Origin of the sequence: Allomuricauda sp. NFXS6 (genome assembly GCF_040148835.1) — a bacterium.
Classification (GTDB): domain Bacteria; phylum Bacteroidota; class Bacteroidia; order Flavobacteriales; family Flavobacteriaceae; genus Flagellimonas.
In genome coordinates this window covers 693,288-716,624 of record NZ_JAGEMG010000001.1, presented here as the reverse complement: position 1 = coordinate 716,624, position 23,337 = coordinate 693,288, and the positions used below count along the sequence as shown (strand labels likewise).

General features: G+C 41.5%; 20 protein-coding genes and 1 tRNA gene. 13 read left to right on the top strand and 8 right to left on the bottom strand.

Annotated elements, in window-relative coordinates:
* Positions 1–241: 241 nt before the first annotated feature.
* From J4E06_RS03140 to J4E06_RS03125, 4 genes are read right to left on the bottom strand one after another with little or no spacing between them, the layout of a single operon-like run.
* Positions 242–2,446 carry a PepSY domain-containing protein gene (locus J4E06_RS03140; RefSeq protein ID WP_349522576.1) on the bottom strand — a complete coding sequence of 735 codons (2,205 nt, stop codon included), beginning with the start codon at positions 2,444–2,446 and terminating at the stop codon, positions 242–244.
* A 9-nt stretch (positions 2,447–2,455) separates the two neighbouring features.
* On the bottom strand, positions 2,456–2,941 hold the full coding sequence (locus J4E06_RS03135) for a DUF2271 domain-containing protein (RefSeq protein ID WP_349522575.1): 486 nt from the start codon (positions 2,939–2,941) through the stop codon (positions 2,456–2,458).
* A 1-nt stretch (position 2,942) separates the two neighbouring features.
* The gene (locus J4E06_RS03130) at positions 2,943–4,442 is read right to left on the bottom strand and encodes an ankyrin repeat domain-containing protein (protein ID WP_349522574.1); all 1,500 of its coding nucleotides are present in this window, start codon (positions 4,440–4,442) and stop codon (positions 2,943–2,945) included.
* A 4-nt stretch (positions 4,443–4,446) separates the two neighbouring features.
* Positions 4,447–5,352: a DUF6607 family protein gene (locus J4E06_RS03125; protein ID WP_349522573.1), complete on the bottom strand. Its 906-nt coding sequence runs from the start codon at positions 5,350–5,352 to the stop codon at positions 4,447–4,449.
* A gap of 114 nt (positions 5,353–5,466) precedes the next feature.
* Between J4E06_RS03125 and J4E06_RS03120 the strand changes: the two genes are divergently transcribed.
* Complete coding sequence (locus tag J4E06_RS03120; protein ID WP_349522572.1) at positions 5,467–7,584, top strand: TonB-dependent receptor plug domain-containing protein; 2,118 nt, start codon at positions 5,467–5,469, stop codon at positions 7,582–7,584.
* A 17-nt stretch (positions 7,585–7,601) separates the two neighbouring features.
* Positions 7,602–8,222, top strand: coding sequence for an HmuY family protein (locus tag J4E06_RS03115; protein ID WP_349522571.1), 621 nt, complete (start codon positions 7,602–7,604; stop codon positions 8,220–8,222).
* 143 nt (positions 8,223–8,365) lie between these two features.
* Here the strand turns inward: J4E06_RS03115 and J4E06_RS03110 are convergent, their stop codons facing one another.
* Together J4E06_RS03110 and J4E06_RS03105 are read right to left on the bottom strand one after the other, a co-directional pair.
* Positions 8,366–8,788 carry a DUF3052 domain-containing protein gene (locus tag J4E06_RS03110; protein WP_349522570.1) on the bottom strand — a complete coding sequence of 141 codons (423 nt, stop codon included), beginning with the start codon at positions 8,786–8,788 and terminating at the stop codon, positions 8,366–8,368.
* A gap of 221 nt (positions 8,789–9,009) precedes the next feature.
* Positions 9,010–9,693 (bottom strand): metal-dependent hydrolase, encoded by a 684-nt coding sequence (locus tag J4E06_RS03105; RefSeq protein ID WP_349522569.1) that lies wholly within the window; start codon positions 9,691–9,693, stop codon positions 9,010–9,012.
* 160 nt (positions 9,694–9,853) lie between these two features.
* Between J4E06_RS03105 and J4E06_RS03100 the strand changes: the two genes are divergently transcribed.
* Together J4E06_RS03100 and J4E06_RS03095 are read left to right on the top strand one after the other, a co-directional pair.
* A complete protein-coding gene (locus J4E06_RS03100) occupies positions 9,854–10,267 on the top strand; it encodes a 6-carboxytetrahydropterin synthase (RefSeq protein ID WP_349522568.1) in 414 nt (137 codons plus the stop codon).
* A 28-nt stretch (positions 10,268–10,295) separates the two neighbouring features.
* Positions 10,296–10,370: transfer RNA gene (locus J4E06_RS03095), tRNA-Val, on the top strand.
* Positions 10,371–10,385: 15 nt separating this feature from the next.
* Here the strand turns inward: J4E06_RS03095 and J4E06_RS03090 are convergent.
* Positions 10,386–11,660 carry a UDP-N-acetylmuramoyl-tripeptide--D-alanyl-D-alanine ligase gene (locus tag J4E06_RS03090; RefSeq protein ID WP_349522567.1) on the bottom strand — a complete coding sequence of 425 codons (1,275 nt, stop codon included), beginning with the start codon at positions 11,658–11,660 and terminating at the stop codon, positions 10,386–10,388.
* A gap of 64 nt (positions 11,661–11,724) precedes the next feature.
* Positions 11,725–13,374, bottom strand: a complete 1,650-nt coding sequence (gene gldJ / locus J4E06_RS03085) for a gliding motility lipoprotein GldJ (protein ID WP_349522566.1) — start codon at positions 13,372–13,374, stop codon at positions 11,725–11,727.
* A gap of 390 nt (positions 13,375–13,764) precedes the next feature.
* Between gldJ and porV the strand changes: the two genes are divergently transcribed.
* From porV to J4E06_RS03040, 9 genes are all read left to right on the top strand, one after another.
* Entirely contained in the window at positions 13,765–14,910 is a 1,146-nt protein-coding gene (porV, locus tag J4E06_RS03080) for a type IX secretion system outer membrane channel protein PorV (protein ID WP_349522565.1), read from the top strand.
* Between the two features lie 77 nt (positions 14,911–14,987).
* A complete protein-coding gene (cdd, locus tag J4E06_RS03075) occupies positions 14,988–15,479 on the top strand; it encodes a cytidine deaminase (RefSeq protein ID WP_349522564.1) in 492 nt (163 codons plus the stop codon).
* Between the two features lie 81 nt (positions 15,480–15,560).
* Positions 15,561–16,559 carry a pyruvate dehydrogenase (acetyl-transferring) E1 component subunit alpha gene (gene pdhA, locus J4E06_RS03070; RefSeq protein WP_349522563.1) on the top strand — a complete coding sequence of 333 codons (999 nt, stop codon included), beginning with the start codon at positions 15,561–15,563 and terminating at the stop codon, positions 16,557–16,559.
* Positions 16,560–16,563: 4 nt separating this feature from the next.
* The gene (locus tag J4E06_RS03065) at positions 16,564–18,201 is read left to right on the top strand and encodes a pyruvate dehydrogenase complex dihydrolipoamide acetyltransferase (RefSeq protein ID WP_349522562.1); all 1,638 of its coding nucleotides are present in this window, start codon (positions 16,564–16,566) and stop codon (positions 18,199–18,201) included.
* Positions 18,202–18,312: 111 nt separating this feature from the next.
* Complete coding sequence (locus J4E06_RS03060; RefSeq protein WP_349522561.1) at positions 18,313–19,299, top strand: M28 family metallopeptidase; 987 nt, start codon at positions 18,313–18,315, stop codon at positions 19,297–19,299.
* Between the two features lie 112 nt (positions 19,300–19,411).
* Entirely contained in the window at positions 19,412–20,089 is a 678-nt protein-coding gene (locus J4E06_RS03055) for an SDR family NAD(P)-dependent oxidoreductase (protein WP_349522560.1), read from the top strand.
* Positions 20,090–20,134: 45 nt separating this feature from the next.
* Complete coding sequence (locus tag J4E06_RS03050; RefSeq protein WP_349522559.1) at positions 20,135–20,758, top strand: SprT-like domain-containing protein; 624 nt, start codon at positions 20,135–20,137, stop codon at positions 20,756–20,758.
* Between the two features lie 17 nt (positions 20,759–20,775).
* Positions 20,776–21,855, top strand: a complete 1,080-nt coding sequence (locus tag J4E06_RS03045; RefSeq protein WP_349522558.1) for a mannose-1-phosphate guanylyltransferase — start codon at positions 20,776–20,778, stop codon at positions 21,853–21,855.
* A gap of 3 nt (positions 21,856–21,858) precedes the next feature.
* Complete coding sequence (locus J4E06_RS03040; RefSeq protein ID WP_349522557.1) at positions 21,859–23,319, top strand: DUF389 domain-containing protein; 1,461 nt, start codon at positions 21,859–21,861, stop codon at positions 23,317–23,319.
* Positions 23,320–23,337 lie beyond the last annotated feature (18 nt).

The window sequence follows — 23,337 nt, the reverse complement described above, 5'->3', positions numbered from 1 at the left end:
GCAAGGATAAACTCAGTAAACATAGGCGTTAACAGGGAAGGTTCGAATCCCTCAGCGCCCACTTTTAGAGTTTTAAAAAACAAAGCCCTGCATATCTTAAGATATGCAGGGCTTTGTTTTTGTAGAGTAGTTTGTACATGGACTATGGTGTTTATGTATGGCGACACAAATGTCCGCAGCCCTATCTTTCGATCCAAAAAAAGTCTAGATTAACTCACTGTTACAGCTCCACCACCATTTTTTAATAACAATCCATTTTTAATTGCCCCTTTTCTTCTAAGAGTTCAAGATTCAGATCGGAACAATCCTTGACCATCGATTCTAAAGAGTCGAGCACTTGGTGTTGCATAGCAAGGGACCCACAAATCATGATAACACCATCTTCCTCCATAGTTTTTAAGATAATTTCCCTTTGGTCCAAAATGGATTCTTGAACATACTTTTTGTTTCCTTCTCTGGAGTGCGAAATATATAAGTTTATATTTTCATCGTTTTTTGTATAATCCTCGAGATAGTGATCGTATATCTTGGATGACGATTGATAACGAACACCCCAGTATAGCCTGATCTTGCTATTCCTGTTTTCGTTCAGCATCCCTAAAAAAGGAGCAATTCCCGTACCATTGGCAATAAGGACGGCTGATGTTGTTTTTTCAGGAAAATGAAAATGAGGGTTTTCATCAATCCAAGCAGTAATGATGTCACCATTATTTAGTTCAGAGAGATAGGTGGAACAACGACCGATTTTATGTTTTTTGATGCTCAAAACAATGTCCCCATCCATCTTGGCAATGGAATATTGTCTAGCTACATCGGAGCCCTTAGGAATTATGGACAGTAAATCTCCAGATGTAAACTTTTCCTTTTTCTTTGGTTTGAGCTTAAGCAGAAAAGTGTTGTCCGCGTTGAGTTCGGTACGTTCTATTACCTTAAAGGTTGATGGCTTTCTCCTCGTTTGTCTTTTTGATTCGGGTTGCAGGGAAAGCTTGATTTTTGAATGTTCACTCCATAGTTTCGCCCAGTCTTTAAAAGCCCTGAAGTCGGCATTGTTGATCTTATGTAAGGGAAGGAGGGGGGTCCAGTTTTCAAGCTTTTGCAATTGTCCGTCAACTTGGATTGCATATTTGCAATAATCAGGGTATTCCATTGAGCCAAATCCGACCACTGCATACGTTATATCGTTGGGTTGCCGTACCGATGCCAGAAGCTCGTGAAACTTTCTTGCATTTGTAGGAGCTTCGCCCTCTCCATAGGTGGAAGTTAATACAATGATATGTTCTGCCCTGGCAAACGTGGAATAATGGTTCAATTCGGTGAGAAGAACTTTTTTGTTAACAACGTTCAAAGCGTGGAATAAACGAGTCCCAAAATCATAGGTGGTACCGGTTTCCGAACCAACCAAGATGATGATTTCACACGCATCTTTGTCTGGCATAGCAGCAAGGGCAGCAGTTTTTTTAGCTCGCTTTATTCTTCTTAGCGCCATCACAAATCCGGAATAGATAAAAAAGAGGATGGATGCACTTGCCAAAAGTAAAATAATGGACCAAACAACACTTCCCTCCCCTGTATGCAATGCCATACTAAGCCTAGAGGCCAAGGTCGCCAAAGGATAAGAAGCGCTGCCAATGATTCCCCCTGTTTCTTGGTCGACCCTGATCTCTTTGTCCTTCAAAGCAATTTGATAGTACTCCCCCGGGTCATCGGAAAATGGAAATTCTATTTTTCGTACATGCTCCAAAGTGGTGTTTTGGAAAAAAGGAATTTCGCCCAAACTATTGTACTTCGCTGTTGGGATTGTATTAGTTTTTACCCAATCCATCACTGAATCATCTGGAAGCAAATTAAATTTTTCGGCGGACAGATATACGCCTGTGAGCGAAAGAACGATTATGGGAACAAAGAACCATCGACTCAAAACAACATGGTAGCGGAGTTCAAAATAGTCCTTTTGCACTTTGGAAAATAGCCGTTTTAGACCTCCTTGTCGTTTGGTTATTAAAATTAGGCCGGTGACAGTAATTAAAAAGAGTAAGAAGGAAATCAAACCAACAAAAAATCGCCCTATGCTTTTGAGGAAGAGGGAACGGTGCAAATTTGTGGCAAAACGGTACATATTAGGGCGTTCGGGCACTTTGCCCAATTGTTCCCCTGTTCTTGGATCGACATAGACATCGAGTGTTTCCAACTCCGTTGTCAATACCGATGCCTTAACAAAACCAGAAGATTCCACCTCGATGTGGAAGACTTCATCGTAATTTTGTTCGAGGTTGTTGATCGCAGTTGCCAGCGATACTTTTTCCAAGTCTTCAATAGCATAGCCTTGAGCTTGATGCTGGATAGGCTCAACCGCTAAAATGACACCCGTTATCGAGGCGATAAGAAGGAACAATGACGAAACGAGGGCCAGTAAAAAATGGCTATATCGCCAAATGGAAATGGTCATAAGCACTTTTTACTGCGAAAGCATCCGCACATAGCGAATAAATCCTTTTCCTTCCTTTTTGCTTTTTAGGTTCTCCGAAGTAAGCTCAAATTGGATATCGTCCATATAATACTCTTGGTCTTCGACGGAAGTTTCGAAACGTAGGCTGTATCCTTCGTCAATCTTATCTTCAGGTATTTGTAGAACCGTGACGGTACGTTCCCCACCGCTTATTGTTTCCCCGGAAATGCCATCGATTTTCGGACGGTATTTGCCGTAAAACTTCCACCACGCTGGAATTTCACTGTACCATTCACTGTCCTTGCCCTGCACGTACAGTGTTTCTTCGTATTCACCTGATGGATTTAAGAGGGAAACCACAAGATAAGCTCCTTCACCGGAGTAATTTGTCATTTGGATAAGACATTTTACGGTTTTGATTTCAGAAGGGGCATAAGAAGTAAGCATCAATAGCGTAAGCAATCCCAGTGGGATGATTTTGATCAATTTTTTCATCTTACCTTAAGAAGTTTAGTTGTGTGTTCTGTTTTTGCAAAAGTTCATTTTCATTGGCTAGATCGTAAACGCTTTCTTCGAAGCTGGTCTTGATCTTTACGTCCGCCCCTTTGGAAATGAGGTATTTCATCAATTTATCGTCATCAGCCTTCATTGCGGCCAAATGTAGTGCGGTAAGACCTTCGCTGTTTACTGCATTGATGTCAATATCCAAAGACTCCATATGTTTCGCCAATGCCAAATCATTGTTTTTGGCCGCCAAATGATATAGTGTATTTCCTTCTGCTTGTACTTTATTGAACTTAAGCCCTTTTTGATTTAGGAGCTTTCTTTTTTTGTCGAAAGTATCTATTTTTCGGCTATCGAAAGAAGCTGCCCAGTAATAAGCCAGTGAATTACCGGCTTTATCGGTCATCAAAGGATCGGCGTCTTTCTCTAGCAGGTAGCGGACCACTTCCGGACCATTGTTTTCAACAGCCAGCATTAAGGCCGTTTGTCCTTTATTATTGGTGGTATTGAAATTGTTGACGTCTTCGGATAACAATTTCACCATATCCAGTTGGTTTCGGGAAGCGGCGTTTAGAAAAGGCGTATTTCCATCAACATTTTTTTGGTTTACATCAGCTCCTGCCGAAAGGAACAAATCAAAAATGGCTGGGTCGGAATTGTTGTAAGCCAAACGGTGCAACGGGGTGTAACCTTCATGGGTCACCATGTTTGGATTTAATCCCAGTCCTTTCAAGTATCCATAAACCGATAAGGGATTGCTATATCCGCGTCCACCTTGGGCGGCAAAAAGAAAGGCATTGGCTCCATCCTTGTTGAGGCTTTTGTAATCCACACCTTTTTCGATGAGCAGTTTAAGAAAATCGACGTTACCTTTTTTTGCGGCGTAGTTAAAAATACCATTGCCCTCATCATCTTTACTGTCCAAAGCCAGTCCTTGATCAATAAAATAGTCCAGTTCATCTTGATTCTCCAAGGAGGGTGCGACCAGTAGAAGTAGGTTGGCGCCATGCTCATTTTTTTCTCTGGTAAGGTCTACGCCATACTTATCAAAAGCAGAGTAGAGTTCAGGTTTTTTTTGACCGGCATTGGCCGCGAAGGCAAGCGGGGTATATCCGTGGCTGTCAAGTTCGGTTACCGAAGAACCGGTTTTCAATAAATGGTCCACAATGCCTATTTTGCCGGCATAGGCGGCCCAATGCAAATAGATCCGGCTATCGTGCGTTTTTTTGTCAGCGGGGTTCCCTTCCAAAGCGAGCAAATATTTGATGACGTTGTCGTCAACATTTTCCAAAAGCGCATAAACGACTCCATCAAACGCATTGGAGTTTAATGCCGCAGGGTCGTTGCCCTCGCTGATCTTGTTTTTTACAGTTTCCAGATTTGGATTGCTCTTCCAGAAGGATCGATCTAGAAACACATTGTTTGTTTGGGCAATCGCGGAGTAGGTTGTAAAAAACAATGTGAGGAGTACAATTCTCTTTACTAGTTTCATTTTATTATTTTTTTACAAAAGATTCTATAACACCGTCAATTTTTGCCTTTTCTTCATACCCTTTATCAAAAAGATACTTGTAAAGCACTTTGTTATCTACCTTTTTTTCCAGTTGTAGGGTGGTGTTTCTACCGTAAATTTCATCCCATTTAGCGCGGACCAAGGCCCACTTTTCTTGGTTTTCCTTCCACCATTTTGAGGCACCTGCGCATCGACTGTCGTCTACTTTTACATAGGTGTTGTATCCTTTTTCTTTGGCGAGTACTATATCATCTTTACCTTCTTCACGGATAATCTTTGCATTGTCCTGATCATGTACCCATCCATAATCGGTTATTTCCTGGCGATTGCCGCGCATGGTAAGGTTATAGTCGCTCCGCGTAGTATATTCCCTTCGAGGCAAGGGAGCGGGAGTCGTATTTTCCCAATAGCTTTTTCCATCTACGTGCACCCACGAAGCGGAACCTTCATACCGCGGGCTATCATCTACTTGGTAGACTTTTTGCGTCCATTGTCCTTCAACTTCCGAGGGCTCCAATTGCTTATAGACCCATTCATTGTTCGCATTATAGGTGTAAAGATCGGTGTTCTCGTATAACCAGTCTTGACGCCAGTGCTTTACAATGTAAGGTTTGTTGGGGTCGCCAACTTGCAAAAGGTGCTGAATGGAAATTTTATCTTCCTCATCGGTAACCAGTTGTGCCCATTCCAATCCTTTGTCAACTTTGGTTTTAGAGGGTTTGTAAAGGGAATCGTTACTGTAATTAAAGGTCTCTGCAAAATTGAACGTGACCTCGTAACAACCACACATATTTTTGATGGCTTCGCGGTCTTTCTGTTTCTTTTCGGATTGTGATAGGGCATTGGCGGAAATAAAAAGTGCCAATATTGGGTAGACAAAAGTTTTCATCGGGTATGGTTTACATTTTTAAATTTCGAAGCCAAAAATAATTAATTATAATTAATCTAAATAAGAATAATCTATATATTTGTTCATTATTAAGAATGAGTCTAGATAAAAATAATGTTTTTTCGTATCCTTTTTATAGTATCATCATTTTGTTTTTTTGGTCAGGTCGTTTTCGGGCAAAGTGGGCAATCACCTTTATTGGATTCCATTCCTATTGAATCATTGGAAGAGGTTGTACTTACCGCTACCCGTACCGAGCGACAACTTTCTTCGCTGCCATTGCCCGTAACATTGGTGTCAAAAAAGAGGATTGTTCAATCGGGCGCTATTCGTTTGGACGAGATTCTCACTGAGCAGACTGGAATTGTCACGGTAGCGGATGAAAGTGGCTTTGAAGGTGTACAGATTCAGGGAATTGCCTCGGACTACATTTTAATTCTTATCGATGGAGTGCCCTTGGTAGGAAGAAGTGCTGGAAACTTTGATCTGAGCAGGCTTACCGTAGGGAACATCAAACAGATTGAGGTCGTAAAGGGGCCATCCAGCAGTTTGTATGGGACGGAGGCCCTGGGCGGTGTGATAAATATTATTACCGAAAAGCCCGAGACCGATGACCTTTCCGGAAATGTCTCTTATCGCATCGGGACTTTTAGTCAGCAGGATATGAACCTGGATGTGCAACAGCGATTGGATAAATTTCGATATGCTTTTTTTGCAAACCGTTTTTCTAGCAAAGGTTATGACCTGAATCCAAATGTGGAGGGACAGACGGTTAACCCCTTTGAAAACTATACCGTCAATGGTCGTTTCTACTACGATTTTAATGATAAGCTTACCCTTTTTGCTTCAACCAGATTTTATGACCAAGTACAAGATGCGAGCCTTTTTTTGGATGAGGTACAATTTGAAGGCGATTCCGAGGAGAAAGAATGGAACGCCCACACGAGGCTTGACCATAAATGGAACGAAAAGTTTACTGCCTCCTATGAGCTTTATTATACCAATTACATAGCCAACGAGAGGCTGGCCGACCCCATTTCGGACAATATACTGAGCGATAGCGATTTTGATCAAACCCTCTTTCGACCAGAATTAAGGGGAAGCTATACTTTTGGATCTAACAGTTCATCTAGAGGGTTTGATGGGGGAACATTGACCGCGGGATTTGGATTTCAATTTGATCAACTGGATAGGACATTTTTTGATGAGACAGTAAGGTTTGATTCACAATATGTTTATGCCCAATATGATTTCAATCCATTGGAAGGTGTAAATGTTATTGCGGGAGCACGGTTTGATAATCACTCGGAATATAACAACCAGTTTAGTCCCAAACTTGCCATGCGCTACAAATTGACGGATGCCATTGCCTTGAAGGGATCTATTGGTTATGGGTTTAAGGCACCAGATTTTAGACAGTTGTATTTTGATTTTACCAATTCGGCCGTTGGATATACGGTTTTAGGGTACAATGTGGCATTGGATAAATTACGAGAGCTTCAAGATCAAGGGCAAATCTCTAACGTAGTAGTTTCCGAAAGTGATCTAAACGACCCACTGCAGGCCGAAAGTTCTATTGGCTACAATCTAGGGCTTACCTACAAGAAAGGGAAATGGAACAGCGAAATCAATCTGTTCAGAAACGACTTTAAAAATCTTATTGATACGCGGATTATTGCCCGAAAGGTGAATGGTCAAAATGTATTCAGTTATGTGAATTTTGATGAAATATTCACCACTGGTTTTGAACTTAATACGGTTTATAGCATCAACAATGCCCTAAATATCAGCACGGGATATCAACTTTTATTTGCTTATGACAAAACAAAGCGGGACCAGATAGAAAAGGGGGAAGTGTTTGCCCGTGACCCAGAAACAAATCAAACTGTATTGATCGATCAATCCGATTATTTTGGGCTGGTAAACCGTTCCCGGCATAACGCCAACCTAAAGATCTTTTATGATATCCCATCTGCCCATACCAATATAAACTTGCGTTTGCTGTATCGAAGCAAATATGCATTGTTCGATACCAATGGAAATGGACTTATAGATACCTACGATACCAGTTTTGTGGACGGTTTTGTGACGACGAACATATCGGCCAGTAAAACCTTTTATCAAAATTTTTCTTTGCAAATAGGGGCAAACAACCTTTTGGACTACACGGACGGGAACATCCCGAACCTACCTGGAATTCAAGGATATATTAAACTCAATTATAAATTTTAATTTTTTAAACGATCAGGATGAACAAGAATATTGTATTAGCAGCAGCAATTGGAATGACTTTATTTTCTTGCAGCAACGATGATGGCGCTCCAGAACCCGACCCAATACAAACGGAGCAAGTAAGCAATTTGCATGCGCCCCAAACAGGAGGCCAAGGACAACCTGTAGGTGGCAACTTTACAAAATTTGATTTTGAAACGGGTGCGGTTACCTCAAGCGATACGGATTGGGACATTGCTTTTCGTGGAACTACGATTGCCGTCAATGGTGGAACAGCAACCGGTACAGATGATGAACCTGAGCGTACAGGTGATGCAGGGGCTACAATTGTGTCCGGCACGTTTGCCAGTGTGACTACAGCTGATGGATTAAACTTTTCCCAAGATGCCGAGGGTAACTTTGCTGTTCCAACAGGAAGCGACAACGGTTGGTACAATTATAACTTCCAAACCAATATAGTTTCGCCCATACCAGGAAAAGTATTGGTATTTAAAACTACAGATGGTAATTATGCCAAAGTAGAAATTTTAAGTTATTACGAGGATGCCCCTGCCAACCCAGATCCAAATACGAATGCTGGAAGGTACTATACATTTGATTATGTATTAAACCCCAATGGAGACACTTCTTTTGAGTAGAACAACATATGCTGATAGGATAGGGATTCTTTGTTTCTTTACCATTTGAATTGCTAACAGGAACATAAACCCTGTTGATTTTTAAATCAACAGGGTTTATTTTTTTAGATCTTAAAATTACTAGTGCCCACTCGTTAAAAATATCAAGTTTGCCTGTCTTTGGTCCGATATACAAATTTGAGGCCGCTCCAATCTTCATCAATTGCGGCAATTTTAACATCGACCAGTCCAAGGTCGAGGATATGTTCCCGTATCAAGTCTCTTTTTAAATCTGTTTGGATGTTGGACTGTCCCTTGGGCCAACTTATCCATAAAAGTCCATTTTTCTTTAATACGCGGATATATTTTGTTGCTTGGGTTTGTAGATCATCAAAGGAGGTAAAAAACAAATGGATGAAATCGACATTGTTTTCTTTGGATGGGTCAATGTCAACGATGTTAAGATTTGTGGGCAAGTCGGAAAATAATTCAAAATAATGTTCGGGTGGGTTGAACAAAAGAAGTTTTAATCCTTCCTTTAAACCTAGCTTTTTTGCCAAAGGGGTTCCTGAATATCCCGCTGTCATAACTTGCTTGTTTTCAAACTTTTTCAGTCTTAATTTACGTTATTTTATTCAAACCAACGGTTGACCTGATTTTTATAGGAAATAAAGAGGTCTAAAAAGCTTATTACCTGTCAGTTCGAACAAAGTCGAAGCCCATTGATTATCAAGATACTTTAGGTTCTCGACTGCGCTCAACCTGACAAAATCAAAATTTTGTTGCTTTTTAGACCTCTTGCATCGGTTTATACGGTGATGGACTCCCCAATATCGGGCAACATCAATTTTTTGCCTTTTTTCTCGAAATATTCTACAGCTTTTGTTTTGTCAATCTTAATAGGAGGAAAGGTGTCGTAGTGGCACCCGATTACTTGGTCGCATTCAATAAAGTCGCTTGCAATCGTCGCATCTTCATAGCCCATGGTAAAATTGTCCCCAATGGGCAGAACCGCAATATCCAATTTTGGACAGGTTTTTGGAATCAGTTCCATATCCTTGGTCAAAGCGGTATCCCCTGCAATATATATGCATTTGGAATCATTGTAGAGTACAAATCCACCTGGGTTTCCCCCATTGCTGCCATCGGGCAACATACTGGAGTGGATGGCAGTCACATATTTTGCAGTCCCAAAATCAAAGGTGTGCTTTCCGCCGTGGTTCATCCCGTGCCCCTCAATGCCCTTGTTGCCAAACCAGGTTACGACCTCGAAGTTAGAGACCAAAAGTGCTTCTGGATTGTTCTTTGCAACGGCTTCCACATCGAGGACATGATCTTGGTGCCCGTGGGTTACAAAAATGTAATCGACTTTAAGACTGTCAATGTCAACTTCCTTGGCCATTTCGTTACCTGTAATAAAGGGATCAAACAATATTTTCTTTCCATTCATCTCTACTAACAATGTGGCATGACCTAAATAGGTTATTTTCATAATATGTATTTTTTTAGATATGTTCTGAAGGCGTGTTTGCCTTTTGTATAAAGTTAGGAAGAACGCTTGTGAATTTCAATTCAAAAAAGAAACGAAAGAAACCCACCTAATTTTTTGAATCCTAAAATATAGATTGCGGAAAAGGGTTTACCTTTGTGGTATGATTGCCACGATTTGCAGAAAAGCCCATTTTAATGCTGCCCACAGACTGCATAACCCTAAATGGAGCAAGGAAAAGAATATCGAAGTGTTCGGTAAATGCAACAGCCCTAGTTTTCACGGGCATAACTTTGACCTTGAGGTGAGGATAAAGGGCGAAGTGGATCCTGACACCGGTTTTGTGATGGATCTTGCAGATTTGGGTGCATTGATCAAGGATGAGGTGGAAGAGCGATTCGACCACAAGAATTTGAATGAAGATTGCCCAGAGTTTGAAAACCTGCTGCCCACCACCGAAAATTTCGTAAAAGTGATTTACGATATTTTGAAACCTAAACTAAAAAAGGGTCAATTGCTGCATATTACCTTGCACGAGACATCAAAGAACGCTGCAGAGTATGGAGATTGGGATTAATTTCCGATATTGCAGCCCGTTTTACAAAGGGATATTAGCTCAGTTGGTTTAGAGCGCTGCCTTGACAGGGCAGAGGTCACTGGTTCGAATCCAGTATATCCCACTTTTTCTTTTCCAATTACAGTATTTCCAAAATCCGTTCCAGGGCCATTCCTCGTGAACCTTTAATGAGCAATGCTCCCTTTTTCAAAGGGTTTTTGATAAGATGTTCTTTCAAATCATCAAATGATTTGAACTGTGTGGCTGAGGTCTTGGTTCTGAAGAAATTTTCACCCACCAAATAGACCTCATCAAACTGGAGTTTATCAGCATAATCTGCAATGATTTGGTGTTCCTCGGCTGCCGTGTCCCCAAGTTCGAACATATCGCCAATGATCAAGGTCTTTCTTTTGGCATCCATTAAGACAAAATTTTCCAAAGCAGCTTGCATGCTAGTAGGGTTGGCGTTGTATGCATCAAGAACTATGTCGAAACCATTTTTGGATAGCATCTGCGACCGATTGTTTTGCGGTTGATAGGCCTCAATAGCCGATTTGATATCTTTCAGCGGTACATTAAAATATTTGCCCATCAATATGGCCGCGCAACAATTGGAAAAGTTGTATTTGCCTACGAGTTGAGTGGATATTTGTATCCCTTCCATTTCTACTAGAACAAAAGGGTCAACGCCAAGAAATTTAATGTTATAGTAGTGATGGTCATTTGTACTAAAGCCCATTTTTTTGGTGTAGTTCCCTAACTTTTGTTTTTGTATGTCATCATCCGCATTTAGGAAAATGTATTTGTTGTTTGCCATTAGGTAATCGTACAATTCACTTTTGCCTTTGATCACTCCCTCTACACCGCCAAAACCTTCTAAATGGGCTTTGCCAAAATTGGTGATATAGCCAAAATCGGGCTGGGCGATGCTGCACAGGAACTCAATTTCTTTTTTGTGATTGGCTCCCATTTCCACAATAGCAATTTCCGTATCCTCTTTTATGTCAAGCAAAGTCAAAGGAACACCAATATGATTATTGAGGTTACCGCGGGTGGCAATAGTGTTGTAACTTTTGGAGATAACGGCATTAATGAGTTCCTTGGTCGTGGTTTTGCCATTACTTCCGGTTAGCGAAATTATTTTGGCCTTGGAACGGTTTCTATGATATATTGCCAATTGTTGCAACGTGGCCAGCACATTATCGCAAAGCACAAACTTGTCGGAAGTTTTAAAATCTTCCTCATCGATAATGGCAAAGGCGGCGCCTTTGTCCAAGGCTTCCTGCGCAAATGCATTGCCATTAAAATTTGGTCCCTTAAGGGCAAAGAACAGACAGTTTTCGGTAATTTTCCGAGTGTCTGTACATATGGTGGGGTGCTCTAAAAACAGAGCGTGCAACTCTTCCATTGTCATAAATCTAAGATAAAAAAAAGCCCCGACTTTTGGCCGGAGCTTTTAAAATACTCAAGAAATTATTTTATCTCGCTTTTTTGTGGCGAACTGTCTTTTTAGATCTGGATTTTGATCCGACTCTGGACATGGCACATCTAAATCCAATATCGTCTGTTGCCATATATTGTGGCAAGTATCTACGTTGTGCTGGGTCTAACCAGTAGGCCCTGTCTCGCCAAGATCCACCTTTGTACACGCGAACTTCGTTGTTGATCAATGAGGTTCTAAAGTTTGACTCATCATATTGGCGAACCAATTCACCTTCTTCGTTTCGTTCTACCGAATGTTTAGGCGCATCATACATTTTTTGGTTATCCTCTTCATCACTGAAACGGCTAAAGAACCTTGAAGAGCCTGGGTCACCATCTCTGAAACCACGGTTGTCACTTTTATCAAAGTTTGTTCTTAAATACGTTTCTTCTTCGGTAACGGGAACTTCTTTAACTTCTCCTGGAAGATTGACAGCTACGATTTTTCCGTTTGGCAAGGTGTCATACACTATTTTATCTTTCAATACCTCAACTTTTCCATCTTCGCCAATGGCTTTTTTCATGAAAACGTTACCACGGTAATAATTAAAATCACTGATTTCATCGTCCACAATGGGGCGGTACACATCAGCAACCCATTCGTTTACATTTCCTGCCATATCATACAGGCCAAAATCGTTGGGTTTGTAGGACTTTACCTCTCCGGTAATATCGGCACCATCATCGGACCATCCGGCAATACCGCCATAATCACCTTTACCTTGTTTAAAATTGGCCAATTGGTCTCCACGACCTACACGTTGACCATTACGGGTGTAGTCACCTTCCCATGGATATTTTTTTCTACCTCTGTAGTTGTTGTACTCTCTGGTTCCAACAAGTGCTTGAGCCGCATATTCCCATTCGGTTTCTGTGGGCAATCTGTAAGCGGGCATAATAACCCCACTGCTTCTTTTGGCAAAAGTATTGATGGAATCCTTCTTTTGTTTTCCCTGAAGAGAATCAATTTCACCACCATAAACAGATTCTGGATTGTTAAGGTAAGCCTCGGTACTGAAGGTACCATCAATATCGCCGTTAAGTACTTTGTATTTTGAATCTTCAGCCAAATACCCTTCTCTTTCCAACATTACTTCGTTCACCCTGTCGGTTCTCCACTCTGCATATTGGGTAGCTTGAACCCAGTTAACACCTACAACAGGATATTCTGCATAAGCAGGGTGTCTCAGATAGTTGTTGGTCATTGTTTCGTTAAAGCCCAATCGGTTTCTCCAAACCAAGGTGTCGGGTAGTGCACCTTTATAGATGTTTGCGTAATTAGGATTGTCCGGCGGGTATACTTCCTTCAGGTAATCCAAATACTCTAGGTACATTACGTTGGTAACCTCTGTCTCATCCATATAAAAGGACTGGACGTGCTGTTGCGTTGGCGTGTTGTTCCAATCTTTCATGATGTCGTCCTGAACCTTACCTTTGGTAAAAGTTCCACCCTCTACAAATACGGTTCCTGGAGGAGTTTCTTGTTCTTTAAAATCCGAATTGTATTGAAATCCCCCCTCTTTGGCATTGATTTTCCAACCAGTGGCTCTGGAGACGTTCTTAGATGAGGAAGAGTTTTTGCAACTGGAAAAACTTCCCATCACTACGGCGCAAGAAAGTACAACTTTGATTAAGTGTTTTTTCATAATTTGGGCTTGAGTACTTTAAAACTCAGGGTTTTGTACCCTCAGTATCTTCGACTTGTTTTGATTTTTAAATACTTCGATGGCTTTAAAACGATGTTTTCACCATTATATTTTGTGCTCATCAAATATTTCCGAACATGAGGTAATTGCCACATGCTACACTTCAGTAACGGAGAAGGTGCCGAATTAGTATAGTGAGATTGGTTTTTAACGCTTGGTATAATATAAGGTATCCGATTTGCTGTATCAATGGAATAGTTATGTTTTGGACGATTAATATCAAAAAAATGAGTTGGGATATAAGATTTTTGTCAAAACGCCGTTTAATCTGTATTGCTTTCAAAAAGTTTTCTTGGAACGAGAAACTAGACTAAATGCTAAAATTTTAGAATGAAAAAGTTATTGATCGTGGTTGCCTTTCTAATAATTATGCCACAACTAAGCGCTCAACAAGAAAGAGCAATCACAACAGCTGTTCCATTTTTAACAATTGCAGCCGATGCGAGATCATCCGGTATGGGAGATATGGGCGTGGCCACTTCTTTTGATGTATATTCCCAACAATGGAACGCAGCAAAATACGCATTTGCCACACAAAAAATGGGTATTGGCATTAGTTACACCCCTTATTTGGAAAGCATTGTCAACGATGTATCCCTGTTGAATGCAAATTATTATAACAAATTGAACGATAGAAGTGCGTTCGCCTTTGGATTGCGTTACTTTGGTTTGGGGGAAATAGAGTTAAGGCAAACCTTTGACCAAGACGCTACTTTGGTCAAGCCCAATGAATTTGCTTTGGATGGCTCATACTCCTTAAAACTGAGTCAATCATTTTCTATGGCAGTAGCAGGAAGGTTTATCAGTTCCAACCTTAGATTTCAAGATGGGGTTCAGGATTCCCAAGCAGCCAATGCCTTTGCGGTAGATGTATCCGGGTTTTACCGATCTCCGGAAATAGCTTACAGCAATTATGATGGTCGTTGGAGAGCTGGATTCAATATCTCCAATTTGGGAGGATCCATACAATATGATGCAGGAGGGCAAGAAAACTTTCTTCCGACCAATCTAAAGTTTGGCGGAGGATTCGATTTCATTTTTGACCAGGACAACATTTTGGCCATCAATACGGAATTTAACAAATTGTTGGTTCCAACACCTAGGGACTTCGATGGAGATGGGGATATCGATTCTGAAGATAATAGCGAGTATCAAAATATAGGCTTTTTTCAAGGTGTTTTCGAATCTTTCGGTGATGCACCGGGGGGATTTAGTGAAGAATTAAAAGAGATAACTTGGGCTTTGGGAGCCGAATATAGGTTTAGGGAAGCTTTTATGTTGCGCAGCGGCTATTTTCACGAAAGTGAAGAAAAAGGCTCAAGACAATTTTTCACCTTGGGAGCTGGGTTTATGTTTAAGTCGGCACAAATAGACCTTTCTTATTTGTTCTCGACCTCACAGGTTAGGAACCCATTGGAGAACACATTGCGATTTTCGCTTACCTTTAATTTCGGTGAGGAATTTTATAATGATTAAGAAAACCTAAAATATATAAGCATAAGCCTGTCCCTTGGGGCAGGTTTTTTTATTTTTGGATTACACCCAATATTTGAATGGAAAAAAGGAAAATTGGTTTTGAACTGCTCATTTATGATGATGCATCCGAGTTGTCACAAAACGACCAAAAATTGTTACGGGACGCCGCGGCGGCCAGGGAAGATGCTTATGCGCCCTATTCCAAGTTCAAAGTAGGTGCGGCCGTATTGCTGGAAAACGGGGAAGTGGTGATAGGGAATAATCAGGAGAATGCATCGTACCCCTCAGGACTTTGTGCGGAACGGGTGGCCATTTTCCATGCAGGGGCCAAATATCCTGGGGTGGCCGTTAAATCCATTGCCATTTGTGCTTCGTCCTCTAAACATGAGGTAGGTGTTCCGGCAGCTCCCTGCGGCAATTGCAGACAGTCCATCATTGAATACGAACAAAGGCAGAAAGCCCCTATTTCTTTATTGCTAAGTTCGGAAACAGGCCCAATTTATAAATGTAATTCCATAGCCGATATTTTGCCTTTGGCATTCAATAGCTCATTTTTGGGCGATTCTTAATTCAATTCTTTTTCCAAAACAGATATATATGTATTTTTGCTTCTCCCTACTGCAAGGGAAATTCATTTAATACAACCGTAGATGAAAAAAATTACCAAAGAAGTTTACCTTAAATGGTACGAGGACATGTTTTTCTGGAGAAAGTTCGAGGATAAACTTGCCGCCGTATATATTCAGCAAAAAGTTAGAGGGTTTCTGCACTTGTACAATGGTCAGGAAGCGGTTCTGGCAGGAGCATTGCACGCAATGGACTTGGATAAAGATCGTATGATCACCGCTTACCGAAACCACGTTCAGCCGATAGGTTTGGGAGTGGACCCAAGAAAAGTGATGGCAGAGCTTTACGGAAAGGTGACAGGAACCTCCAAAGGTATGGGCGGTTCTATGCACATTTTCTCCAAAGAACACCGTTTTTATGGTGGGCATGGTATCGTAGGAGGGCAAATCCCTTTGGGTGCCGGATTGGCATTTGCCGATAAGTATTTCAAAAGGGATTCCGTAACGCTTTGTTATATGGGGGATGGTGCCGTTCGGCAAGGTTCCCTTCACGAAGCCTTCAATTTGGCTATGCTTTGGCAATTGCCCGTAGTGTTTATCTGTGAGAACAATGGTTACGCCATGGGAACATCGGTAGCCCGTACATCACACTCCACGGATATCTGGAAATTGGGTCTTGGTTACGAAATGCCTTGTAGTCCCGTAGATGGAATGGATCCTGCCATTGTTGCCAAAGAAATGGACAAGGCCATTGAGCGTGCAAGAACGGGAGGAGGACCTACTTTCTTGGAGATGAAAACGTACAGATATCGCGGTCACTCCATGTCCGATGCACAGCACTACAGAACAAAAGATGAAGTTGAAGAGTATAAAAAGATAGATCCAATTACTCAGGTAAAAGACGTTATCCTAGAGAAAGGATATGCCTCTGAAGACGACCTAAAAAAGGTCGACAAAAAGGTGAAGGACTTGGTCAAAGAATGCGAGAAATTTGCTGAAGAATCAGATTTCCCGCCAAAAGAGCAAATGTACGATACCGTTTACGAGCAAGAAGACTATCCATTTTTACAACATAAATTATAATTAGATGGCAGAAGTAATCAATATGCCTAGATTGAGCGATACCATGGAAGAAGGAACCGTGGCAAAATGGCTCAAAAGCGTAGGGGACAAAGTCGAAGAAGGAGACATATTGGCGGAAATCGAAACGGACAAAGCCACCATGGAATTTGAATCTTTTCACGAAGGAACTTTGCTCCATATCGGAATTGAAGAAGGTGATGGCGCCCCGGTTGATTCACTTTTGGCCATAATTGGTGAAGAAGGGGAAGATATTTCCAGCCTATTGGATGGTTCTGGAAAACCATCCAAAGAATCCAAAGAAGAAGAATCCGAAGAGCCTGAAGCAGAAGAAGGTTCAGCTCCGGCAAATGAGCCGGTAGATATTCCCGAAGGGGTGGAGGTCATTTCCATGCCGCGATTGAGCGATACCATGGAAGAAGGAACCGTGGCCAGTTGGTTAAAAAAGGTAGGTGACGAAGTGGAAGAAGGAGACATCTTGGCTGAAATCGAAACGGATAAAGCTACGATGGAATTCGAATCTTTCTATTCCGGAACTTTGTTGCACATTGGCATTCAAGAAGGAGAAGGAGCCCCTGTTGATTCGTTATTGGCCATTATTGGCCCAAAGGGAACCGATGTTGATGCCGTGTTGAAGGCGCAAGCTTCGGGAGGTTCTTCCAAGAGTGCTTCAAAAGCTGAAGCAACCAAAGAAGAGGCGCCTAAAACCGAGTCATCCCCTAAAAAAGAAGAAACAGCGCCAGCTACCCAAGATGGACAGCGTATTTTTGCTTCGCCATTGGCCAAAAAGATTGCCGAAGAGAAAGGTATCAACTTGGCCGATGTAAAGGGAACTGGTGACAATGGAAGGATTGTCAAAAAGGATATAGAGAATTACACCCCATCTGCACAAGCAGCACCAGCTGCAGAAAAATCAGCAGAAAAATCAGCTCCTGCTGCACCGGTTGCCTTGCCTGTCGGTGAGGAAAGCGTGGAAGAGGTTAAAAATTCAACCATGCGCAAGGTGATTGCTAAGCGTTTGGGCGAATCAAAGTTCTCTGCACCCCACTATTATCTTACTATTGAGGTGGATATGGATAATGCGAAAGCTTCCCGTGCCCAAATCAACAATTTGCCAGACACTAAAGTGTCTTTCAACGATATGGTTTTGAAAGCTTGTGCGATGGCGCTTAAAAAGCACCCGCAAGTGAATACATCCTGGAATGGAGATACCATGCTTTACAAGCATCACGTTCATATGGGGGTGGCAGTAGCTGTAGACGAAGGTCTTGTGGTTCCCGTAATCAAATTTGCAGATCAGTTGAGTTTGACCCAATTGGGAACTGCCGTAAAAGATTTGGCTGGAAGAGCGAGAAACAAGAAAATTAAGCCAGACGAAATGGAGGGAAGCACCTTTACCGTATCCAACTTGGGAATGTTCGGTATTTTGGAGTTTACTTCCATCATCAATCAGCCGAATTCCGCAATTCTATCGGTAGGAGCCATTGTTGAGAAACCTGTGGTTAAAAATGGCGAGATTGTACCAGGAAGCACCATGAAGGTTACCTTGGCCTGTGACCATAGAACGGTTGATGGTGCCACAGGGGCTCAGTTCCTTCAAACGTTGAGGGCGTACTTGGAGAACCCTGTGACGATGTTGGCATAGATTTCAAACGTCACCTTGAGCGCAGTCGAAAGGGACATTCAATAACATAAATCAACAAGCATCCTTTTCGGGATGCTTTTTTTATCTTTAAAAAAATCAAAAACAATAATAATGAGAGCATTGTTTTATACACTGGCGGCAATTTTTGTTGTAGGCTGCGGTTCTTCGCAAGTACCTCAAAACACAACTGTTGACCCTGACGAACCATCAAATGGCAAGGTGTCAAACAACACATTTACCGATGGTGAACGCATTGGAGAGATGATGAATTATTTGGCTTCCAACGATATGAAAGGACGAGAAGCAGGTAGTGAAGGCATTGAGATGGCCGCTATGTATATCGAGAACTATTTTAAATCTTATGGGGTAAAACCCTATTTTGAAACCTATCGAGATACCTTATCAAACTTTAAAAAACCAGCCTATAATATTGTTGGTATGATTGATGGGAACGACCCCAACTTAAAAGATGAGTATATTTTGATCGGGGCACATTACGATCATATAGGAACCATAAAACCCGAAAATGGCGACTATATTGCCAATGGTGCCAACGATAATGCTTCCGGTACTACTTCCGTTTTGGAAATGGCCCGTTATTTTGGCACACAAAAAACTAATAAACGTAGCTTGATCTTTGCCTTGTTCAGTGCAGAGGAAAAGGGCTTGTTGGGGTCTAAGCATTTAGCCAAAAAATTAAAAGAGGAGGATTTGAACCTCTACACCATGCTCAACTTTGAAATGACAGGGGTTCCCTTAAAGGGAAAAGATTATTTTGTTTATATCACAGGATACGAGATGTCCAATTTGGCTGAGGTCAGCAATACGTACGCAGGAGAGAATTTGGTAGGTTTTCTGCCAACGGCAAAGGAGTTCAATTTGTATCAACGGTCCGATAATTATCCGTTTCATGAAGAATTTGGGGTGCCATCCCACACCTTTTGTACTTTTGATTTTACCAACTTCAATTACTATCACAAAGTGGGAGATGAGCCCGACCTTATGGATTTTGGCCATATGTCGACGTTGGTGAACAAAACTATCCCGGTAATAGAGAGTATTGCCAATGCACCGAACCAAGAAATCAAGTTAAATTAAGTCTAAAAATGTCATATCGAGCGCAGTCGAGATGTGAAAGTTTTTACAGATTCCTGCTGGAGTTTATGCTGAATAAAATGAAGTGCAGGAATGACAATCAATACAATTTATTATGGCGAATATTATTATCACAGGAACAAGTAGGGGAATTGGTTTTGAACTTGTCAAGCTCTTTGCTAGGGAAGGACATCAAGTTTTGGCCTTATCAAGGAATGAAGAGCCTGTGAAAAACCTTAATTTGCCTAATGTGTATTCCTTTTCTTTTGACTTGGGAAACCCAACAGATTTTGAAAAGTTAAATGATTTTTTGGAACAATGGCATGTGGTGGATGTTCTTATCAACAATGCAGGCAGCTTGCTCAACAAGCCTTTTTCAGAAACCACGGCGCAAGAGTTTGAAAATGTTTACAAAGTAAATGTGTTCGGTGTGGCTGAAATGACCAAGACCGTACTCCCTATGATGGGTCAAGAAGGACATGTGGTAACCGTCAGTTCAATGGGCGGGGTACAAGGCAGTATGAAGTTTCCCGGGCTGTCCGCCTATAGTTCCAGTAAGGGAGCCGTTATTACCCTTACCGAACTTTTGGCCGAAGAATACAAGGAAACCGGACCAAGCTTTAACGTACTGGCTTTGGGTGCGGTGCAAACAGAAATGCTGGAAGAAGCATTTCCTGGGTATAAAGCTCCGGTTACCGCCTTGGAAATGGCTGCATACATCAAGGATTTTGCCTTGACCGGACAAAAACTATACAATGGGAAGCTATTGCAAGTGAGTAATAGCACTCCGTAGATATGTTAGTTAAAATTTTAGGGATAAACTTGTAACTTTATCCAAGTGAACAATACCCTCCAAAAATACCTTCCCGAGCTTGCCGTGGCTCCCTGTTTTGAATTGATCAAAACCCATGGGGTGCACTTAAAAATTGTGAACCATCGGGTTACAAGGCATGGAGATTACCGCAGATTGCCCAATGGATTGCATCAAATTACCGTAAATGCTTCCCTGAACAAATACCGATTTCTGATTACGCTCGTCCACGAAATTGCGCATTTGGTGGCCTTTGAAACGTATGGTCGTCGAATAAAACCGCATGGCGTGGAATGGAAACGTACCTTTCAGCATTTAATGGTCCCATTTATTAGGCCAGAGGTGTTTCCCTCGCAATTGTTGCCCATTATTGCAAACCATTTTAAAAACCCAAAGGCAAGTAGCAGTACCGACGCCAGATTGTCCATTGCGCTAAAAGCTTTTGATCAAGAAGAAAGGCAACACAGCTATGTGTACGAATTGCCCCAGGGCAGTCTTTTTAGGTTGTACAATGGCAGGTTGTTCAAAAAAGGAAACAAAAAAGTAAAACGGTACGAATGTGTGGAATTATCCACTGGGAGACTATATTTGTTCCAGCCCAATGCAGAAGTGGAGTTGGTCCGAGACACCCCTATTGAACCACCATTTTAATTAGAAAAGATAGTAGGATGAACAAGAATTATTACGCAGTTTTAATGGCAGGAGGTGTAGGGTCCCGATTTTGGCCCGTAAGCACCTCATCCAATCCCAAACAGTTTCACGATATGTTGGGAACGGGCAAAACTTTGATTCAAAAAACGTTTGATCGCCTGAACAGGTTTATTCCCACCGAAAATATTTTAATCCTGACCAATGAGCGTTACAACGATTTGGTTTTGGAGCAATTACCAAAGGTAAAGCAAGATCAGGTTGTCCTGGAGCCAGCCATGCGAAACACGGCTCCCTGTATTTTGTACGCTTCCTTAAAAATTCAAAAAATGAATCCGAATGCAGTAATGATCGTTGCTCCTAGCGATCACTGGATTGAGGACGAAGCTGCGTTTGAAAAGGATGTCATAGCCTGTTTTGATAAATGTGAAAAGGAAAATGCGCTTTGTACATTGGGAATCCAGCCCACGTTTCCCAACACTGGCTTTGGTTACATTGAATTTGAAAAGGGAAGTGACAAAAACCTCAAACGGGTGTCTCAATTCAGGGAAAAACCAGATTATGAAACCGCGAAAGAATTTTTGGCACAAGGTAATTTTTTGTGGAACGCAGGTATATTTATGTGGAGTGTAGAGACCATTGTGAATGCCTTTAAAAAGTATCAGCCAAGTCAATATGATTTGTTTGGAGAAGGTATTTCTTGCTACAACACAAGTGATGAAAAAGCCTTTATTCAAGAAAATTATGCCAAAGCAGAAAACATATCCATCGATTATGCTATATTGGAGCAATCCAAATCCATTTACACTTTACCGGCAACTTTTGACTGGAACGATCTAGGAACTTGGGGTGCTCTGTATGATAAATTGGATAAAGACCAAGATCAAAATGCAGTAGTGAACGCCCAAGTACTTTTGGAAGATGCCAAAGGTAATATGATTCGCTCTCCAAAAGGGAAAGTGGTCGTGGTTGATGGTTTGGAAGATTATATTATTGTGGATAAGGAAGAAGTGCTTTTAATTTATCCCAAACACAAACAACAGGACATTAAAAAAGTACTGAACCAGGTAAAAGATAAATTTGGAGATCAGTTTGCGTAATAGATGAGCGAAGAACAAAAAAAAGATATTGACACCTCTCCTTCGAGTCAGGAAAGTGGAGATGAAGTAAAAAAGGACTTCAAAGGACTTTTGGGCAGTGTCCGCAAGTTCTTATTTGACCTGTTGGAAATCCGATCGAATACCGATGCTGCAGCGACAAAAGAGTCCATAATTGCGGATATTCCCTTTAAGAATCACACTTCGTGGATTTTGGTGTGCTCCATTTTTATAGCATCAATTGGGTTGAATGCTAACTCGACCGCAGTGGTAATCGGTGCCATGCTTATTTCCCCGCTAATGGGTCCCATTTTGGGTATGGGCATGTCTTTGGCCATAAACGATATTGATACGTTACGGCGATCGCTCAAGAATTTCACCGTAATGGTGGTTTTGAGTGTGATAACAGCGTTTTTGTTCTTTTATCTTTTTCCGCTTCGGGATGAATCTTCGGAATTACTGGCTCGAACCAAACCAGATATTAGGGATGTACTCATTGCCTTTTTTGGTGGGTTGGCTTTAGTGATTGCAAGGGCAAAAAAGGGAACCATTGCCAGTGTTATTTTTGGTGTGGCCATTGCAACGGCTTTGATGCCTCCGCTATGCACGGTAGGATTTGGTCTTGCCATAGGTAAACCTTGGTATGCAGCGGGAGCGATGTATCTTTTTACCATTAACACCATATTTATTGGTTTGGCCACTTTTTTGGTCATCAAGTTTTTGAGGTTTCCCATGGTACGCTATGCAAATTCCCAACGTAGAAGACTTATCGCACGTTTGGCCTCCATTACGGGTATTTTGGTGATGATTCCAGCTGGATTCACTTTTTATAATGTGTTTCAGGAATCTCTTTTTATGAAACAAGCACAAGAGTTTTTACAAAAAACCGTTGAGGTTTACCAATTTGACGGATCGGGAAGATACGTGGACAATCTTACCAAGCTGGATTATGTGGATGACGGAACATCGATTGTGGAAGTAGTTTTTATGGGTGATGAATTGGTGCCGGAAAATGTGATCAACACTTGGAGAATGCAAAAAAATGAATATAACCGACTTAAGGATGCTGAGTTGCATATTATTCAAGGTGGCAAGGATGATTCCGAGGAAAAATTCAACTATGTGAACGAGTTGTACGAGAAAAACAAAGCAGAATTGTTGAACAAGGATGAGCAAATTAGATTGTTGGAAGAAGAACTGGCCAGTTTAACCAGAAATGCTGGTAGGCAGATTCCTTTCCAAGACATTAGCGCAGAGGCCAAGGTAAACTATGAAAATATTGATGAACTAGGGTTTTCCTACCAGGTTCGAACCGATTTTAAAAAAATGGACACGGTTCCCGTTTTTGAGGTGAATTGGAAAAATGGCGTAAGCTCTGGTCGAAAAGAGGAAGATACCAAAAAAATGTTGGCTTGGTTAAAATTGAGGCTTCAGGACTCCACCTTGGTCATAAAAGAAGTAGAGTGATTTTTTGTTTCTCCAATG

Coding starts and splice junctions, on each gene's coding strand:
- J4E06_RS03040 (WP_349522557.1), top strand. CDS start 21,859: ATGAGCGAAGAACAAAAAAAAGATATTGACACCTCTCCTTCGAGTCAG.
- J4E06_RS03055 (WP_349522560.1), top strand. CDS start 19,412: ATGGCGAATATTATTATCACAGGAACAAGTAGGGGAATTGGTTTTGAA.
- pdhA (WP_349522563.1), top strand. CDS start 15,561: ATGAAAAAAATTACCAAAGAAGTTTACCTTAAATGGTACGAGGACATG.
- J4E06_RS03125 (WP_349522573.1), bottom strand. CDS start 5,352: ATGAAAACTTTTGTCTACCCAATATTGGCACTTTTTATTTCCGCCAAT.
- J4E06_RS03120 (WP_349522572.1), top strand. CDS start 5,467: ATGTTTTTTCGTATCCTTTTTATAGTATCATCATTTTGTTTTTTTGGT.
- J4E06_RS03115 (WP_349522571.1), top strand. CDS start 7,602: ATGAACAAGAATATTGTATTAGCAGCAGCAATTGGAATGACTTTATTT.
- J4E06_RS03140 (WP_349522576.1), bottom strand. CDS start 2,446: ATGACCATTTCCATTTGGCGATATAGCCATTTTTTACTGGCCCTCGTT.
- cdd (WP_349522564.1), top strand. CDS start 14,988: ATGGAAAAAAGGAAAATTGGTTTTGAACTGCTCATTTATGATGATGCA.
- porV (WP_349522565.1), top strand. CDS start 13,765: ATGAAAAAGTTATTGATCGTGGTTGCCTTTCTAATAATTATGCCACAA.
- J4E06_RS03105 (WP_349522569.1), bottom strand. CDS start 9,693: ATGAAAATAACCTATTTAGGTCATGCCACATTGTTAGTAGAGATGAAT.
- J4E06_RS03130 (WP_349522574.1), bottom strand. CDS start 4,442: ATGAAACTAGTAAAGAGAATTGTACTCCTCACATTGTTTTTTACAACC.
- gldJ (WP_349522566.1), bottom strand. CDS start 13,374: ATGAAAAAACACTTAATCAAAGTTGTACTTTCTTGCGCCGTAGTGATG.
- J4E06_RS03110 (WP_349522570.1), bottom strand. CDS start 8,788: ATGACAGCGGGATATTCAGGAACCCCTTTGGCAAAAAAGCTAGGTTTA.
- J4E06_RS03045 (WP_349522558.1), top strand. CDS start 20,776: ATGAACAAGAATTATTACGCAGTTTTAATGGCAGGAGGTGTAGGGTCC.
- J4E06_RS03090 (WP_349522567.1), bottom strand. CDS start 11,660: ATGACAATGGAAGAGTTGCACGCTCTGTTTTTAGAGCACCCCACCATA.
- J4E06_RS03135 (WP_349522575.1), bottom strand. CDS start 2,941: ATGAAAAAATTGATCAAAATCATCCCACTGGGATTGCTTACGCTATTG.
- J4E06_RS03065 (WP_349522562.1), top strand. CDS start 16,564: ATGGCAGAAGTAATCAATATGCCTAGATTGAGCGATACCATGGAAGAA.
- J4E06_RS03060 (WP_349522561.1), top strand. CDS start 18,313: ATGAGAGCATTGTTTTATACACTGGCGGCAATTTTTGTTGTAGGCTGC.
- J4E06_RS03100 (WP_349522568.1), top strand. CDS start 9,854: ATGATTGCCACGATTTGCAGAAAAGCCCATTTTAATGCTGCCCACAGA.